This window comes from Bradyrhizobium sp. CCBAU 45394, from assembly GCF_028128655.1.
Taxonomy (GTDB): Bacteria; Pseudomonadota; Alphaproteobacteria; order Rhizobiales; family Xanthobacteraceae; genus Bradyrhizobium; species Bradyrhizobium diazoefficiens.
Window position 1 is genome coordinate 1 of sequence record NZ_LBIX01000137.1, and the last position, 16,690, is coordinate 16,690.

Sequence of the window (16,690 nt, forward strand, 5' to 3'; positions counted from 1 at the left end):
GCAGCTCCATTCCCTGCCAGTTCAAACCTTGCCGTCAGATTAAGTCGAAACTTCTACAGCTTACCACTCTGCCCGATAGCCTTCCTGCTTCGCTCCAGCGTCTCGACGTTAGGGGCAATCAGCTGACCGGCCTGCCCGCGCTTCCGACCGAGCTCAGAGGCCTCGACGCGAGTTCCAACCGGCTGAGAAGCTTGCCTGGGGCCCTACCAGCTGCGCTCCAGTTTCTCGACCTCAGCCACAATCAGTTGCCGAATCTGCCCGAGGTCCTCCCTGCTTCGCTGCGGTTTCTCCACGCCGGCCACAATCAGTTGACGAGTCTGCCGGAGGTCCTTCCTGCCACGCTCCAGTTTCTCGACCTCAGCGAAAACCGATTGACGGGACTGCCGGAGACCCTCCCTGCTTCGCTCCAGTTTCTCGATGTCAGCGAAAACCAGTTGACCAGTCTGCCCGAGGACCTGCTGACGCAGCTGGGCGCTGGTACCAGCATAGTTCTGAATGAAAATCCGCTGCCCGAGCAGGTGCTGACGAACCTGGATACAGTCTTAAGCGCCGAGGGCTATGTCGGTCCGGCCGTCCACCTTTCGCGCGAGGACGAAAGTGAACTGTCCGGGACAGACGATGGACAGGCCGATGCTCTCACTGAAACGGTCGCAGACTGGCTCAGGGGCAATCCAAAGGAGGGCGATCGAGAGGTGCTGGCCGCTTGGCAAAGCAGTGCAGAAGAGCCGGGCGCCCGGGAGTACGCGCTTTTTCTCGGCAAGCTGTTCGACTCCGTCAACTCTAGCAATGAAGAATTCCGGCAGTCGGTGGCCAATGATCTGCGACAGGCGGCAAAAAACCCGCAATTGCGTGCGCAGTACTTTCAACTGGCCCTGGACGCCAACCACGGCTGTGAGGATCGCAGAACTTTGACTTGGAACGGCATGCAAACCGCACGCCTTATCGCAGACGTCGAGAACGGCGCCTATGACAACAAGGCACGGCTTCCCGATCTCGTCGATCTGGGGCGCGTCATGTTCCGCCTGGACGCGCTGGAGGGGATTGCGCGGGAGAAGGCTCTCTCGCTGGGCTCGCTCTACAACACCGAAGACATCGACGCCATTGAGGTCTTTCTTGCTTATCAGGCCAAGCTGCGCGAGCGGCTGGGCCTGCAGCACATCGCGCCGGACATGCGCTTCTTTGAGGTCTCCCACGTCACCGACGCTGACGTCGACATTGCGGAAGTATCCGTGCGGAACAAGGAGGCGGCGGAATTCGCCGACTATTTGGCGACGGACTGGCAACCTTGGGACGATGTGGTGCGCCGCATTGCACCTGAAGACCATGCTACGATGCAGGACCAACTCATCGATGCAATGGGTGAGGAGTTCGACAGCCGGCTGACGCAAGAGCTCGCCAACAAGGGCCTAAGCGGCGCTGAATCCGACCTCGTTGACGATGCCAAGCGTGAGTTAGGACCCGGGATCCGCAAGGAAATCGCCCGCGAGATCAAGGGCGCTCTAAGAGACAAGGTGTTCAATGATCACGGCCTCAACCTGTGAAGCCGCCTTTGCTGCAGGAGGCTGTTAATTCCCGCTGCGTTTCCCTCTCGTGCGCCGGTTGGTGGCCGAGAACCTTCGCGTGATGCACAGCGAGTGCGCGGAGCGCCGATCTAGAAACCGGCATGGCTCGACTCATGCAGCGGGTGTTTTCCCCAAGCGACGATGGCCAATCTGGCGATCATGGGGATCTCGTCGGCTGCTATCGAGGGCCGCATGGATGCGGGCGAATTGACGGAAGAGCCGATACATGCGTTTGTACGGCTTCAGAGTCGGCATGGAAGAACGTCAGATTCCACCGTACTTGCACGCGCGTATTGGCTAATTGAGGATACGGCTGCTTGCTGAGCTACGAGGAGCCTGACTATCACCGGCCGGACAACGATAGCCCTGAAGCATCAGCCCACTTCGTTCTTCGGAGATCTGCGCAGGGCGCCGAAACAAGCAAATCAGCCGTTCTCGACCGATGACGACGGCGCTGACGTGACAGTCCGTGGAGCTTTCCGATGCCGATGCGCCAAAGCGGACAAGATGAACTGCGAGCTGGAGCATGTGGGGACAGCCCACCGATGAGATCGTCGCACCGGACGGCCCGTGGCTGTCAGTTTAGAAAGCTAACGAACTTCAGGAATTCGCAGCGAGCAATCGAGACCGTAACGAGCTCATCTGAACATGCAGCAAAAGCCGGCGCTGCCACGCCGCACCCCCGCGGCTGTTGGGTTGCTGCACAAGACTTCCATCACAATCAGGCTCTCCTTCGGTCATTCCTCCGAGGATCGCCGTCGAAGCCCTTCACCGTGAACGTTGCTCTGTCTTCCATCCAGATGGTTTGTTGGCAGCCAATCTGTGGCGCCCCCGAAGAACACTCTCAGCGACCATCTCGCAGCTTCGCCATGTGTCAGTTGATGGGAGTGAGGCTCGCGGCCTGAGGGGTTAGCCCCGGCGCCGAAGGATCTATATTCGGCATAATAGCTCGTGCTCAACTTGTTGGTCTCGCCCGGAACCCATTCGCGCCAGCCTTCCGCAATCACCTGCGCATCTACCTTTGTCGACAGGAAGACCACTGTGGCGTAGGGACGCCAGGGGCGGCCAAGCGCGATATAGCGCGCGGCAGGGTCGGCACTTAGCCTGCAATGATCAAAAACATAGCCACTGTCCTCATCCGGCGCTGCCTTGCCCTGAGCGGTATAGATGACCGCTTGATTGGCGATACCGTGCAACTCACATTTACGGAACCAGGCCTTGGCGTTGCCAAATATGAAATCGACATGCCCTTCGATGTAGCAGTTCGAGAAGTATTGTCGTGACATTCGGCCGTTCGGTCCCTTGCCGGCAAACAGCGTATCCTGGGCGCCAAGCAGGCGGACGCGCGTAACGACGTCCCTGTCTCCGGTAACGGACAGCGCTACCGCCTGCGAGGGTGGATTGGCCGGATTGAGGGCGTAGTCGTTCTGAATGGTCAGATTCTCGAGCCGAAAGTCATCGCCAGCTGCATCCAGCGTCGCCGAACGGGCCGTTCCTCCTACATCGATCGCGCCGTCGCCATACACAATGACCGTATCCTCCGGCTTGTTGCCAGTCCCGGCGAGATGAACACCGGATTTGGTGATTTTGACCTTCTCGCGATAGATGCCCGCCGCGATCCAGAGATCTCCGCCTTCTGCCGGCAATGCGTCGATGGCTTGCTGCACGGAGTGATAGTTTGCATTTCCGGCATGCGACACCAATAGGGGCTGAGCGTACGCTGCCGGGATGCAGAAGCAGCCGGCCAGAAGCGCAGCAGACGGCACAAAAATTCGCATGTGATTTTACACTTCGTTTCTCAGCGGGATAGCCGCCGCGCATCGACACGAGATTTTCATCGCCAAACCAGAACTGCGGTCACCTTGGCATTTCCGGCCCTGCAAAACCGTCGGCCAATTGCAACCAACTCGGGACGTGAGGCCGACCTTCGTCAACACCAGTAATCTTGGCCCCAGATGCGGAGCTCACCACCTGAGTTCGGCGCCGGGTGTAGTGCTTACCGATTGCCGTCGCGGAATGCCCTGGAACATACCTCCGATCCGCGCAGCAGCGGTTGTGTAGCTCGTCCGGGCAGCGGGGGCCACACGTCAGAGTGATTTGCGGTGACGTTCGCATGTTCAAGTTGCCAAGTCGCGGAATTGGCAAATCGGACATCTTCGAGTGTCACGTCCAGGGCATGCCGCCCGTCTACGCCGCGCATCAGCAGCACACCAGTGTCGCCATGCACATGACGCAGAACGATTTGCCGATAGACCGGAATCCTCGTGCCTTGAGCGCGCGGATCATATTTTGTATCGAAAGCTAGCGGCCACCGGTTGCCCCTCAGGCACACGTACTCATAAGTCACGCTCTCGACCAGACCGCCTCGACTAACATCGCTCTTGATGCGCAGGCCCGACGTCGTACCATCCAGCGTCAGATTACGCACCAATATGTCTCTGGCCCCGGAATTCACCTCGCTGCCGATCGACATGCCATGCCCCCAGCCGAAATAATTATCAATGACCGAGATATGGCTGCTTGAGCCATTGTCGCCGGCCTTGATTGCGACGTTGTCGTCACCCGTACGGATCCAGCTGTGGGTGATGGTCACATCCTGACTGGCGCCAAGATCGATGCCATCGGTGTTGCGGGCATCCGCCGGCGAATCGATCGTGAGGGCCCAAAACGTGGCACCTTCAACCCGGTTCATCGCGACATGAAAATTGGCAGCGTTGCGCAAGGTGACACCAGAGAACGTGATATCCTGCGCATGATCGACCTGGATCAAGCGTGGGGCGTTCTGATTGCCGCCCTGGGCTTGGGCGCGGCGGGCTAGCTGCCACCAGGTTTCCGCGCCGCCGCCGATCAGTGCGCCGCCCTGACCATCGATGATGCCCTCTCCGTATATACCGCCGCCGCGCGTTTTAGAAAAGCTGATGAATGGCCGGCAACCGTCGCCCTTTTCCGCAATGCGACCACATTGTCCGAGGCCCTTGTCGTAAGCGGCAGGTTCGGGGATGGCGATCAGTGTCGCACCGCGTCCGACCCATAAGGTCACGCCCGATTTCATCTCGAGTGGACCTGAGTGAAACTCGCCGCGCCCGAGATAAACTGCAGCGCCATCGGGGCAATGTTCAATGGCCTCCTGTAGGCTAACTGTATCGTTCTTGCCGGAAGGCACAGGGCGATCGCAGACCGTATCAGGTGCGACAGGTTCGGCGATAGTCCGGCGGTCTTGCGCTTTTGCGGCGGGGCCGACAACCATGGAGGCGAGTATGGACAATAGGGCCCAGTTGCGAAAACGCTTTGTCATTGACCTGCTCGTGCTTTTGTCACGCGCATCATTGTCGCGTGCCTTTTCTGGTATTGAGCGCTGGCTTGATCGAGTCGCCGCGCGCGTCACTGGCGCGCACAAGATGACATTTATCCGACGCAGTAGACGCCTGGACTTGAGATCGCGCAGCAGCACCTTGCCTATGCGCGAAAAAGATGAAGCGTTCTGCGATAGTACGAAAATCCAACAACTTCGTAACGTCAGCCTGCTCACACTGATTGAGCTCCCAACCGGTCCCCGATTTCATTTGTGCAACTACAATTGCGCGTGAGTCCACGCAGCCTCTCGTCCAGGATCGGTGGGCAGTGAGTATTCGGGAAAGCTTTCGAGAAGCTGACGAGGCTACGGCCGGCACCGGATCGCATTCGCACCGGATGCCCTCTTCCTGGTGTCTCACGAATTTTTAGATGACTGCCGTTACCCGCCCTGTTCCGGAGTGATCGCTTGCGGGACATAGTCAGTGAGTTCCGTCATCATCCATGCGATGCCGGAGGCATGGTCGGCTTCCGCGGTCAGCACCGCTCGGCACGTCGCCTGCCCCACGGCCATAGCGGACCATCGTGGTCATTGAACGCGCCCGCTCGCGCCCCCTCCATGGAGGCCTAATCGGAAATTTCAACGACTTAAAGACGGACAAGAAGACCGAACTGGCTGGAAGTGGAGAGCTCTTGACACTCGATTCAGGACATCTACGTGAGCAGCCCCGAAACAGGAGGCTCTAGCCAAAGACGCGGCGATACGTCCCCTATCTGGTGCTGCTCTGCGCGCATCCCTGGCGGACGCACCGCGATCAGCCAAAAAGCCGAGCCTATCGGCAAGGCCGCACCTAATTGTCCAGTTCGCCCGCCGGGTTCGCAACACCATGCGTCTCGAGATCCTCGCCAGATCCGTCCCAAAACCTGTCGCCGTTAACGTGCGCGGCGGCAGCTTTCAGCGGTCCCATCGAGGCGAAAACGCCACGGCAGCATCCGGGTTAACAGGATTATCGAGGCTTCGCGATTTAGGCGGCCGTGCGTTGCGTATTGAATTGTTTGCCGCAGAGTTGCGCTGGCGTTCATCGATCGAGACCGCTCGACACTCAAGCCTCCGCTCCAGATCCGCCAATCCTGCCTTACATTCGGCGACAACCGATTGGGCGCGAAGCAGCTTGACCTTGAGCTCGTCCTGTTGCCTGAGTATTTTCTCAAGATCCCAATCGTTCTGCATTAGCTCATTGACCATCTGCAAGCCCCGATGCAAGGCCGACACCTAGCTTCAAGAGCGCAGGCTCTGCATGTCGCAGATCCCACCCCGAACCATGGGCTAATCCGATGCCAAACGATCGTCCTGAGGACGCCTTTACGCTGGCGTTCTTGCTGAGAACCACCATTCGTTGCGAGCCCCCAAGACAATCGGCTTCTGCCCGGCAAACCGGAGCGCGATCCCAAGATGGCAGAGTTCGCGAGGCAGGCGCCCGGTTTGGAAAGCGCATCGGGGGACCTCTGCCATCGATCAAGCGGGCATATTTCATCTCAATACTTCAACCGGATGCTGAACGAGCATCATAGTCACAGGTGGTTTCGTCCCATCTTCAAGCAACTGGCATGCCAATGCTAGTTGAGCGTATTTATGAAGAAACGATGTCGGTTTGCCCGCAGCACGTAGTTGCGGGCGGTGCTGTTGTCGCGCTTGAAACAAATGACGTCCTGAGCGAGACAGCCAAAGCCGCAACCACAGCGTCCGCGCGCATTTTCTAATGAAACTCTGGCAGGACTGGATCGAGTTCTTCCTGCTCGAGCGTCTTGGCTCCATCTTTCGCCAGGTACGCTGCCAGAGCTGCGATACCGGAGTCCGGTGGACATCGAGCGGGTGCGGATTTTTTGAACGGCACTTGTCCCAAACGCTCGGCAACTTCGACACTCATGAGGTGGGCACGGATCGGTCGGTCGACGGCGCGCTCGATGGTGTGGAAGATCCAGGTGCCGTCCGGATCGATGTCCGACCAATGAAAGATCGGCGTCTGTTCGGATACCAATCCTGCGATCGTCCGCAGCGCCTGCTGGGTGGCGAGCGAGGGGTACCCTCCGACATACATGGTCGTTCCTAATCGGCCGGGGTCCGCCTCGGCGATGTGCCGGTTGAAGCTTGCGAAATTTTCGATCGTTAGAACGTAGGCCGGCGGCTCCCGGAAGCGGACGCGATCTGCTTCCTTGGGAGTGATTCCGAGATACAGCGGAGAGATTCCGGAGAGGTCGGCTCCATCGAGGTCGATCTTGCCCGCGATCAGCAGCGGTGGCGCGAAGCGCTCAAGGCCGATTGCCCGGAGCGCCTCGCGTGGCCGCGCGCCGGGGGGAAACTCCAGGATTCCGCTCAGGAGCCGCACGACCGCGCCTTCGATCCGTTCGAGCGTTTTGCTGTGCCCCACCGTTCGTCTCGAGAAGGTCTTGTAGTCGACGCCAAGATGCTTGTTGGCCAGGATGGCCTGGGCGAGAACGAACGCGTCGCGCAGTGTCTCGACATCGGACGAAGCGAACCCGTGCCACGTTTTCCCCCGCCCCCATACCTCGGCGACTTGGGAAGCGCTGTTCTTCAGAGAGTCGTGCATCGCCGCCCCGGCGACAAGCCGCACGGCGGCATCCTGCGCGATGCGCGACGCGGGGGTACGGCGGAGATATCGGTATAAGATCTCCGCCGAGGCTAACCGCACGTGCGCCACTTGGTCTCGGTTGGCGCCGCGCCCCCAGCGAATGGAGACCACGCCGGCGCTTTCGGCTTCCCTGATCTGTTTCAGGAAGGCGTCCGCCGCGACGACTGATGGGAAAGCGGGGTAGTCCGGGTGGGCGATCGGGCTTGCGGCCCCGGACTCGAAGCGGTTGAGCAGGTCGTTCAGCAGGCCGATCGCATCCGTGAAACGCCGAGCCATGGCTACTCGGCGGCCAGACGGGTGGCGAGCTCATCTTCGGACATCAGGTCCGGATCGATGGCCATCAGCTCGCGCTTGGCCTTCTCTTTCAGTTCCACCACGGTAGCCCTGGACTGCTCGCCGATCCGGTCCACCTCCACGATGGTGTCCATGTGCTCGAGCACGGCGACGCGCTTCTCGAACGGCGCCGCGATCACGAACTGCAGCCCGAGGTTTTTGTAAAAGCTCATCATCTGCCGCTGGTTCTTGCCGTCCATCTTGGAGAAGGCCTCATCGAACATGGCGAGCGCGAAACCGGCGGGCTTGCCGGCACGACGCTCCGCGCTGCCGTAGACGGCGGCCAGCGAAGCGCCGATGGCAACGTAGATAGGCACCTGTTGTTCGGCGCCAGACCCGGTGCCGCGCCGCTGCTCCCAGCGGGTCGAGCGGCCGGTGGCGACATCCTCCATGTGGATCTCGAAGGTGTAGAAGTTGCGGTAGTCCTCGAACTGGGTGAAGTCCTTGTCGGGGTCCTCGAGCAGCGCCTCGAGTGCGACGATCGTATCCTTGTGCGGGAAGTCATCGGGCACGTCGCCCCGGAACAGCATATCGAGCGCCTCCGGAGAGGTTTTGGCGATTTCGATGATCTTCAGGATGGGCTGGAATTCCACCATCTGGGTGCGGTGGAATGAATATCGCTCGTTATGGAAGGGATGTGCGTAGAGGCTACGGTTCAACGATTGCAGCTCCCGCTCCATCTTTCCGATCCGGGCCGTGAGCGCGTTGATGAACTCGCCGCGCAGCAGGGTGGACGCCTTCTCCGCCGCTTCCCGCGCCTGCCTTTCGTACTGGCGCAACTCGTTGGATTCGATATCCGAGATGAGCTGCTCCATCCATGGCTTCACCTCCTGCAGCGGCTCGCTTTCCGCGCCGACCTGCGAACTCATCCCGAACTGGTCGAAGTAATCGTAAAGAAGCTCGCGGACCCGTCGCTCGATCCGGGCGCGCTCGTTGTCGGACGCGTTCGCATCCTTCAAGGCCTTCTCGGCGATGGCCCGGTGTTTCTCCGCGAAGCCCTTTTGGGCTGCGGCATCGAGGCGGTCGCGGTAGACGGCCCTGCCTTTCGCGGTGGAGTAGAGTGGGAAGAACTTGCGGTATATCGACCGGGCGACCCTGAGGTTGAGTTCGGAGCCGGGCACGTTCTCGCCCTCTCCGAGCCTCCTCTCCGCCGACCTGACCTCGCCGTCATGCTCGCCGAACGCCTTCTGCTGTGTCTTTCTCTCCTCCAGCCTCTTCTCCTTCAGCTTTTGCTGCGCCCTCTTTTTGTCGCGAAGCCCGCCGTCCCCCGCGCCGTCGAGAGCATCGAGCCTGGCCTGAGCTTCAGCGACCTCAGTCTGCGCGGCCACGAAGGCGGCCGCGCAAGCCCCCAGGTCATGACGTCCCTCGCAGATGTTCTTCAGAGCGGCAAAAGCCTGCTCCGCGGCATGGGCCTCCTTCCCCTTGTCGGTCAGGATCCGACCCAGCTCCTCGGCCTGATCCTGCAGGGATCGCAGGGCGTTCGCCTGGGCTGCCTTTCCGATCTTATGCTGCGAGGATTCGATCCAGCGATGGCTCCGGACGAGTCCGTCGTCGTAGAGGCCGTCCTTCATAATCGCCCGGCCGGGCCTGTTGAACTGGTCGAGCGTGTCGGCGAGACGGACATTGCCGTAGCGGCGCATGATGAAGGCCATCGCGTCCGGATCCTGGCTCCGGAAGATCGAGGGGAAAGTGCCGCGCTCCGGCTTGGCCCTGAACTGCTCGAGCTTGTTTAGGCTCACGAGCGATGCATGGCGAAACTCGCGGCGACCTTCCTTGAAGATTGACGTGGCGGCGCTGATATCCGCTCTGTCCACGAACACGGCTTCCCGGTCGCGGCCGAGGAGCGCCTCGGCGGCTCCCACCCACTCGGGTTCGGCGACTTCGATGATGTCGCAGAGTACGCGCGGGACCATTCCCCCCTGCCGCAGCCTGCGGCAGAGGAGTTCAGTGTCGTCGCCGAGATAGGCGCGCGCCCCTCCGGCGGCGTGCTGTCGGATCCGCTCGAGCACCTCGTCGCGCCTGCCGCGGAGGCCGGAAAGCTCCGCGATGATCGTTTGACGCGCTTCGTCGATCTTCGGCAGCCATTTCGCGCCGCTTGCCGCGAAGAACTTCTCGGCCGCGGTGACCTCGTCGGAGACGCCCCCGATGTCGGCCCCGGCGGTGGCGGTCACAAGACGCTCAAGCGCAGGAACGAAGTCCTCGAAACCGTCCGCGCACATCGCGCGTAGCGGCTCCAGGCGACGGATGTTCTCCATGCGAGCCTTGAAGTCCGCCGAGGCGCGGTGCGCCGCCTGCCCGGCCACATCGGCGGTCTGCTGCAGGGACTTTCTGCCGGTCTTGGCATCGTGCTCGGCGATCGCGGCCGTGAGGCGTTCGATCTCCTTATCGATGGCCTTGACGTCGTCGTCGATGAATTCGAGTTCTTTTGCTGCGGCGTCCCGGCGGGCCATCTCGGTACGCCGCTTGGTCTTGAAGTCCAGGTTTGTCGCGCGCGCCGCGAGCCAAGTCGCGCGTTTTGCGACCCATTCCTCCCTGAACTTGGTCTCGAGCGCCTCTTCAAGCGCGGCGAGGACGCCCCGAAGCGCCCTCAGAGCTTCGAGCCTGAGGCGCATTTTCCGGATGGTTTCGCTGATGTTGCGGTATGTCTGGATCGACTCGCGCAGCTCCTTGATGCCGATCGGACTGTCCTCGAGGATGTAGTTCCGCACGAACTGCGTCGCCGTCTGGTTGTGATCGAGCGTCATCGCGTTGACGATTGATTTCTGCAGGGCGCTGGCGTTCTGTTCGCCAAAGGACGAATGCGGCAGAAGATGGCGCATGTACTCGCGGACATAGTCGCTCGCCCGGTCGCGATGATTGACGAAGTTGCCTTCGCCGACCGCTGCGACGATCCGGGCGCGCACGTCCTCCCATTGCGCCGGGAATTGCGAATTTCCTCGCTGCTCGATGAAGTCCTTGGAGCTCAGAACGGTTCCGACGGCGACGAACAGTGCCAGCACGGTCTCTCTGCTGTCGGACTTGCGCGCCTCGAGCGCCATGCCGATCGTGACCGGTGGCCGGGCGCCTTCCGTGTCTTCGAAACCGAGCGCGATGTAGGTGCGCGCCTCGTCGCGCCGGCGCTGATCTTCGCCGAGCGTCCCAAGGCAGTAATCGACGACGCTGCGCTTCGAGCCGCTGCGCGATTTTCCGCTATCGCCGGCGACCGCGTTCAGGCGCAAGAACCGCCGGCTCGCGCCGGTGAGAACGACCTGTGCCATGTCGAGGATTGTGGATTTGCCGGACCGGTTCTCGCCCAGGACCCCGACGTGTCCTGTCACGTCGATGTCGGCGACGTCGAACAGGTGCCAGTTCACCATCGTCAGGTGGCGTAGTTCCATCATGCCTCGTCTCCTGCGGGCTGCGGAAACCGCGCCTCCTCGCTACGGACGTAGCGCTCAAGCCGTTGGAGGGCATCGCTGCCACTGATCAGCTTAATCATCGGGCGGATCCTGATCTCGCAGTCCTGCTGCTCGTCGTCAAAATCACTGATCTCGACCAAACTGCGTTGGGCAGCCTCGCGCAGGATGTCCCGGAAGCGGGCGGGCGAGATCGCGCCTCCGCCGCCGTGTTGCGCCATCTCGCGGTAGCGATCGAACAGGTCGTTCAAAGTGGCCACTACGACGGCCCGGTCCTCGACTGCTCCGACGTTCACCTCCTGCTGCCAGTATGCCGCCAGCACCAGCATGACGATTGTTTCATCGAGCTTCATCCGGGGCAGCGGCACGTCCTCGTCCATGGCGACGATGCCGGCCCACTGCGCCTCCGGATCGCGATGGACGCGGTATCCGCAACTATCGAAGAAGCCGTCGACCACGTCGCGGAAGCGGCCATCCATGATCGTGTTGTAGACTGTCCCGGTCCGGGGGTCTCCCGCGAACACGAACTGCCGCCGTAGCAGGAAGTGCAGCGCTTTGCGGAGGTCGACTGCCTTTTCCGCGCCGAAGGAGCGCTCGACGTTTTCGAACTCACTGAGCATGGGCTGCCTCTGCTTTCCGGAGGGGGCCGGATCGCCTGACCACGAAGTTCGCACACCGAAGCCATTCGCTGTCGTGGGGCGGCGTGTCTGGGCGCGGCTCCAGATCGAACCCGGCCGCGACCTGCGCCGGAATCTCGCCCGTCAGCGCATATCGGCGGGCGCAATCGAAGGCGAGAAAGTCGTCCACGGTATCGATTTCCATGAAGCGGGCTTCCCTGGTCGCGAAGGGCGGCACCTGGCCCTCGAGGAATCGTCTGACATCCTCGGGGCGGGGCGCGATGCGAGCGATGTACTCGAGGCGGAGCTTCTTGCGCAGTTCATACAACGGATCCGAGGGCGGCTCGGCGAGCTCCCTTGCTTCGACGGGACGGCGTGGTTGCCTGGCCGTCGCCTGATGGTGTTCCGACCAGGGGGACCGCAGCGGCTCGATGCTCCATTCGATTGTCGCCTTGTGGTGTCTGCCGTCCCGCAGTAAGGCATCCAGGCGCCGCACCAGGTCGCCGGCCCGGCCGACGAGTCCCTGCCCGCCCCGCTCGGCGTACTTAATGGTGTTGCGGACCCGGGCTTCGAGCTGCCTGCGGAAGGCCTCGATCCTATCGAACATCTCCCCGATCTGATCGAAGATGCTTTCGATGGCCAGCAGGTCGTCGGTCGCGGCCATTCGACCGTCCTCGATGTCGGCTGCCATGCTGGAAGTTGTGTACTCCTCGGCGAGGACCTGCATGGTTTGCGGGGTGTAGGAGATCCTCCGCGCGAGATCGACGATGGCGTCGCGGAAGCGGTACGGATGGTTGACGGTGAGGATGGACTCGAAATCCTTCAGCAGGAGCTGTTCGACGAACTCCTCGAAAAAGGCTTCCAGCCGGGTAGCGACTGTTTTCGACTCCATGACGGTCCGTCGGACGCGCTTCAGGTCGGCCAGAATGGCCCGCAGGCTCTTAGTGAACTGGTCGGCCTGATTACGCGCCTCGCGGACGGCGAGCGCGGCTTCGCGCTGCTTGCGGTCGGTGATCTCGGGCCTCAGTTTTTCGACGGCCTCCAGGTTGAGGCGGATTTGCACGATCAAGCCGCCGAATCGCTGCGAGAGATCCTTATTGAGGCTCGCGAGCCGCTGGATCACGAGCAGCGGTCCCATAGCCATGTCCACGGTAACGCGAAGCCCGTATTCCTCCTCTTCAAGCCATCCCCAGGCAAGCAGCCGGGCGTACAGTTGTCGGGCAAGACCGAGCGCCTTGTCGCCCTTCTCGGAAGCGAGCGCGACGTCGGCCTTCCGGATCCGGCGGCGTCCCGCGGAGATCATTTCCGGCAGGCTGCCCAAATCATCGCCCTCGTTCCAGAGGACGGGGTTGGCTCGCATGACGTCGTAGATGGCGTGGACCACCTGCTGCGGGGTCGGAAACGACGGCGCGCCTGAAAAGAAGCGTTCGTGCAGATCGAGCAGACACGCTGCGTACAGGTGCTTGTGATCGCGCGAAAAAGCTAAAAAGGCGTCGTCATGCAAATGGCGGAACAAGGTCAATGACGCGGCTCCTGGGCCCGACTTCATCCTGAGTTGGCGGCGCTAAATGCACAGCCTGCCGGGCAAAATGTTAGTGAGAGTGGGTCTTGAAAATACAACCGGAAGATCAGTTCTTAGTATGTTCTAATATAGCTTTCCAGCTCAATCGCTGTCGAGACTCCAAAGGTCCGATCGGAGCTAGTGTCCGGTCTCAGATCGGGAACAATCCGGCCTCAAGTCATTGAATTTGTTGTTCGTACTATTGCGGCAAAATGGATACAAGGAGTTGCTTGGCACGATAGTGATACGAACGTTCGACATGTCGGAGGAGGCTCTCTCGCCCACCGGCAGATTCGAGCCACCAGCTCTACATCGATCATCAGCTTTAGTTTTGTAGTAATTTCAATGAGAGCGGCAGTGGGATCGGGGTTTCATACGCAATTGCGTATAAAACTAAATATACGCGAAAACGTATAATAGATAGATATTCGCGGTCGCGTATATTGACAAATTATACGCGTTTGCGTATCAATGCCTTTATGGATACGATCGCCCGCACTCCGCAACAAGTTGGCGCCGGGATCAGGCGCTACCGGCGACAGAAGAAGCTCACCCAGGGGGACCTCGGTGAGAAGATGCATGCGCGTCAAGCGACGGTCTCGAAGCTGGAGGCCGGTGAACCTGCAACGCAGCTGCGCATCTTGATGGATGCGCTGGCCGCGCTCGACCTCGAGCTGGTCATCCGGCCGCGCACCAAATTGACGGCTGAAGCGATTGAGGATCTGTTCTGATGGCGCGTCGTCCTGCCCGCGCGCCGCTCAACGTCTACCTCAACGCACGGCTGGTCGGGCGGCTGCGGCGCGAGAGCACCGGCGCAATCGATTTCCAGTACGACAAGCAATGGCTCGCGTGGGAAAATGCCATCCCTGTTTCGGTGTCGCTGCCTCTGCGGGAGGATCGCTACATCGGCGATCCTGTCGTCGCTGTCTTTGACAATCTTCTGCCCGACAATGACGACATCCGCCGGCGCGTCGCCGAACGCGCGCATGCTGACGGCGCGGACGCTTACAGCCTGCTCTCCGCCATCGGCCGCGATTGCATCGGGGCGCTGCAATTCCTTCCCGACGGTACCGCCGCCGGCACCGCCGGCGCGATTGATGGCCGCGCCGCTAGCGATCAGGAGATCGCCGCCATTCTCGGCAATCTTGCCAGCAATCCGCTCGGCATCGGCCCCGACCAGGACTTCCGCATTTCTCTCGCGGGCGCGCAGGAAAAGACAGCGCTGCTTTACTGGAAAGACAAGTGGCACGTCCCCCATGGCACGACCGCAACTACGCACATCATCAAGCCGCAGATCGGGAAGTTGCCGAACGGAATCGACCTGACCAGCAGCGTTGAAAACGAGCATCTGTGCCTTGAGCTGGTTGCGGCACTCGGCTTGCCTGTCGCCAAATCAAGCATCATCGATTTCGCCGGGCGCCGCGTGCTCGCAGTTGAGCGGTTCGATCGCATCTGGACGCGCGACGGCCGCCTGTTGCGGCTGCCGCAGGAAGACTGCTGCCAGGCGCTGTCCGTTCCACCCGCGCGAAAGTATGAATCCGATGGCGGACCCGGCATCCGCAAAATCTCGGATTTGCTCAAGGGCAGCGATACGCCTGAGGACGACCAGACCATTTTCTTCAAGGCGCAGATCGTGTTCTGGCTGCTTGCCGCCACCGATGGCCACGCGAAGAATTTTAGCATTCATTTGGCGCCGGGCGGACGTTTTCATCTTGCCCCGCTTTACGACATCATTTCGACCCAACCAAGCTTGGACGCTGGACAGATCAGCCAAAACCAAATGAAGCTGGCCATGGCGATCGGCAGCAACCGGCATTACGTCGTCCACACGGTTCTCGGCCGACATTTCGTGCAGACTGCGAAAAGCTGCGGTCTACCCGACAAAACAGTCAAGGTTGTCATCCAGCAGCTCGGCGATACAGCCGCAAAAGCCATAGATCAGGTGCTGAATGCGCTTCCAAAAGGATTTCCGGAGAAGATGGCCATATCGATTGCTGATGGCGCAAAGCGCCGTGTGAATTCGCTGGCTGTGCTCAAGAGTAGTGAATGATCACCCGTTTGCGCAAGCGTACGATGCCCCCCGTGAACGGTGGCAGGAAGACCGGATCTACCAATCCAAACCTGGAAGCTGCCTACCAGAGGAGCAGCAGCGCGATCAGCAACAGGGAGCGTCGCCCGAAAGCAGCCAACCAGCGGCTCAAGAAACGGGCCCGGTTCAAGAACGGCGATTGCCGCTCTCCTTCGACGGCGAGCGGCCCGCGCCGTCCGTATGCAAGCTCCAACAGCGACTGCGTTTCCAAACCAGGTGTTTAGTCCCGGCATTTGCTGGAGGGGATTAATTGCGGCTCGATCATCTCGCCTTCGTTCGTTTGTCCAGTTGTGACCGCGACGTCCAGAATGACGCCGACCTTGTCATCGACGGCCGTATGCTGCTTGTAAGAGGGCTCCAGCCGCCGGTTGCGGGCATTCGTGGCCATCGTTGCATTGGGATCGGTCCAGCAGATCTTTCCCAAGCTCATTTTTCGTCTCCCCCTTGCTGCGTTGAGTGCTGCGACCGTTTGCGTTTGATCGACAAACGAACCCTCCAAATAGAGTGTCGTCATGGTCCAGACTCCCGGGAGACCAGCCGCACTCGATCGCATTTGTAAGAAAGCGCTCGTGGCGGGTCTAGCCTGGCCTCTTTTAGATCGTACGAGGCAATAAATTTGGGCATCATGGTTGCTCCACTCTGCGGCGCACACGCGGACTTGGAGGCACGCGGACATGACTCGGCGCCGTGGGGAGTGAGAACCCGACGCTGTCCCTACCGCGCCCGCGCTGCCAGTGAAGTTGGCGGCGGTGACTCGGCGCTCACGCCTCCGGAAGCGCTTGTCCCTACCACGCGCTGCAAACTTCGGTGGCCAGCCTTCGCCCCTGGAAAAGCGAGACCGACCACCGCGGCGCCCCGAGAGGCTCAATTCCCAAGGGTGCTACCAAGCAGTATCGCTGAGAAGGACTGGAAGCACCTACCAGGATTGGTTGGTGCCGATCTAATGTGGCCTGGGGCAAATGCGCCATGGCGACTGAATTTGATACGATTTTTGATGTAATTGAGCGTCACCGCGAGCTTTCCGTGCAGCACGCCGCCGCGGTATCGGTATCCGCGAAACTTGGCGCAGGTCCCGAGTTTGATGCCGCCGACGCGATCAGCGAGGAAAGAAGGTTGGCTCTCGAGGAGTATGCAGACGTGCTCACTCCAAGCCGACCACGCTTGCGGACGTGATCGCCCTGAGCCGCTACG

Annotated in this window: 12 protein-coding genes; 4 read left to right on the forward strand and 8 right to left on the reverse strand. The window is 60.8% G+C overall.

Annotation, left to right across the window (positions count from 1 at the left end; genetic code table 11):
* Positions 1 to 1,541 (forward strand): NEL-type E3 ubiquitin ligase domain-containing protein (locus WN73_RS13685; RefSeq protein ID WP_271553245.1); only part of this gene is annotated, 1,541 nt, incomplete at its 5' end.
* A 758-nt stretch (positions 1,542 to 2,299) separates the two neighbouring features.
* Here the strand turns inward: WN73_RS13685 and WN73_RS13690 are convergent.
* The 7 genes from WN73_RS13690 to WN73_RS13720 form a co-directional block, all read right to left on the reverse strand.
* Positions 2,300 to 3,340 carry a pectinesterase family protein gene (locus WN73_RS13690; RefSeq protein WP_097669809.1) on the reverse strand — a complete coding sequence of 347 codons (1,041 nt, stop codon included), beginning with the start codon at positions 3,338 to 3,340 and terminating at the stop codon, positions 2,300 to 2,302.
* A 218-nt stretch (positions 3,341 to 3,558) separates the two neighbouring features.
* Complete coding sequence (locus tag WN73_RS13695) at positions 3,559 to 4,857, reverse strand: glycoside hydrolase family 28 protein (RefSeq protein ID WP_245570239.1); 1,299 nt, start codon at positions 4,855 to 4,857, stop codon at positions 3,559 to 3,561.
* 951 nt (positions 4,858 to 5,808) lie between these two features.
* Positions 5,809 to 6,099: a hypothetical protein gene (locus WN73_RS13700; protein ID WP_271553248.1), complete on the reverse strand. Its 291-nt coding sequence runs from the start codon at positions 6,097 to 6,099 to the stop codon at positions 5,809 to 5,811.
* 511 nt (positions 6,100 to 6,610) lie between these two features.
* Positions 6,611 to 7,780, reverse strand: a complete 1,170-nt coding sequence (locus WN73_RS13705; RefSeq protein ID WP_097669806.1) for a Wadjet anti-phage system protein JetD domain-containing protein — start codon at positions 7,778 to 7,780, stop codon at positions 6,611 to 6,613.
* A 2-nt stretch (positions 7,781 to 7,782) separates the two neighbouring features.
* A complete protein-coding gene (locus tag WN73_RS13710; protein WP_271553251.1) occupies positions 7,783 to 11,217 on the reverse strand; it encodes an SbcC/MukB-like Walker B domain-containing protein in 3,435 nt (1,144 codons plus the stop codon).
* Entirely contained in the window at positions 11,214 to 11,852 is a 639-nt protein-coding gene (locus tag WN73_RS13715) for a DUF4194 domain-containing protein (protein ID WP_271553252.1), read from the reverse strand. The genes WN73_RS13710 and WN73_RS13715 overlap by 4 nt, the downstream gene beginning before the upstream one ends.
* Positions 11,842 to 13,371: a Wadjet anti-phage system protein JetA family protein gene (locus WN73_RS13720; protein ID WP_246740512.1), complete on the reverse strand. Its 1,530-nt coding sequence runs from the start codon at positions 13,369 to 13,371 to the stop codon at positions 11,842 to 11,844. The genes WN73_RS13715 and WN73_RS13720 overlap by 11 nt, the downstream gene beginning before the upstream one ends.
* A 518-nt stretch (positions 13,372 to 13,889) precedes the next feature.
* On the opposite strand from WN73_RS13720, the gene WN73_RS13725 reads away from it, so the two are divergent.
* Positions 13,890 to 14,141 carry a helix-turn-helix domain-containing protein gene (locus WN73_RS13725; protein ID WP_161533401.1) on the forward strand — a complete coding sequence of 84 codons (252 nt, stop codon included), beginning with the start codon at positions 13,890 to 13,892 and terminating at the stop codon, positions 14,139 to 14,141.
* Positions 14,141 to 15,460: a type II toxin-antitoxin system HipA family toxin gene (locus WN73_RS13730; RefSeq protein WP_271553254.1), complete on the forward strand. Its 1,320-nt coding sequence runs from the start codon at positions 14,141 to 14,143 to the stop codon at positions 15,458 to 15,460. Before WN73_RS13725 ends, WN73_RS13730 begins: the two co-directional genes overlap by 1 nt.
* Positions 15,461 to 15,719: 259 nt before the next feature.
* Here the strand turns inward: WN73_RS13730 and WN73_RS44610 are convergent, their stop codons facing one another.
* The gene (locus WN73_RS44610; protein WP_371740508.1) at positions 15,720 to 16,013 is read right to left on the reverse strand and encodes a transposase; all 294 of its coding nucleotides are present in this window, start codon (positions 16,011 to 16,013) and stop codon (positions 15,720 to 15,722) included.
* Positions 16,014 to 16,465: 452 nt separating this feature from the next.
* On the opposite strand from WN73_RS44610, the gene WN73_RS13740 reads away from it, so the two are divergent.
* Positions 16,466 to 16,672 carry a hypothetical protein gene (locus WN73_RS13740; protein ID WP_271553256.1) on the forward strand — a complete coding sequence of 69 codons (207 nt, stop codon included), beginning with the start codon at positions 16,466 to 16,468 and terminating at the stop codon, positions 16,670 to 16,672.
* The last annotated feature ends 18 nt before the right edge of the window (positions 16,673 to 16,690 follow it).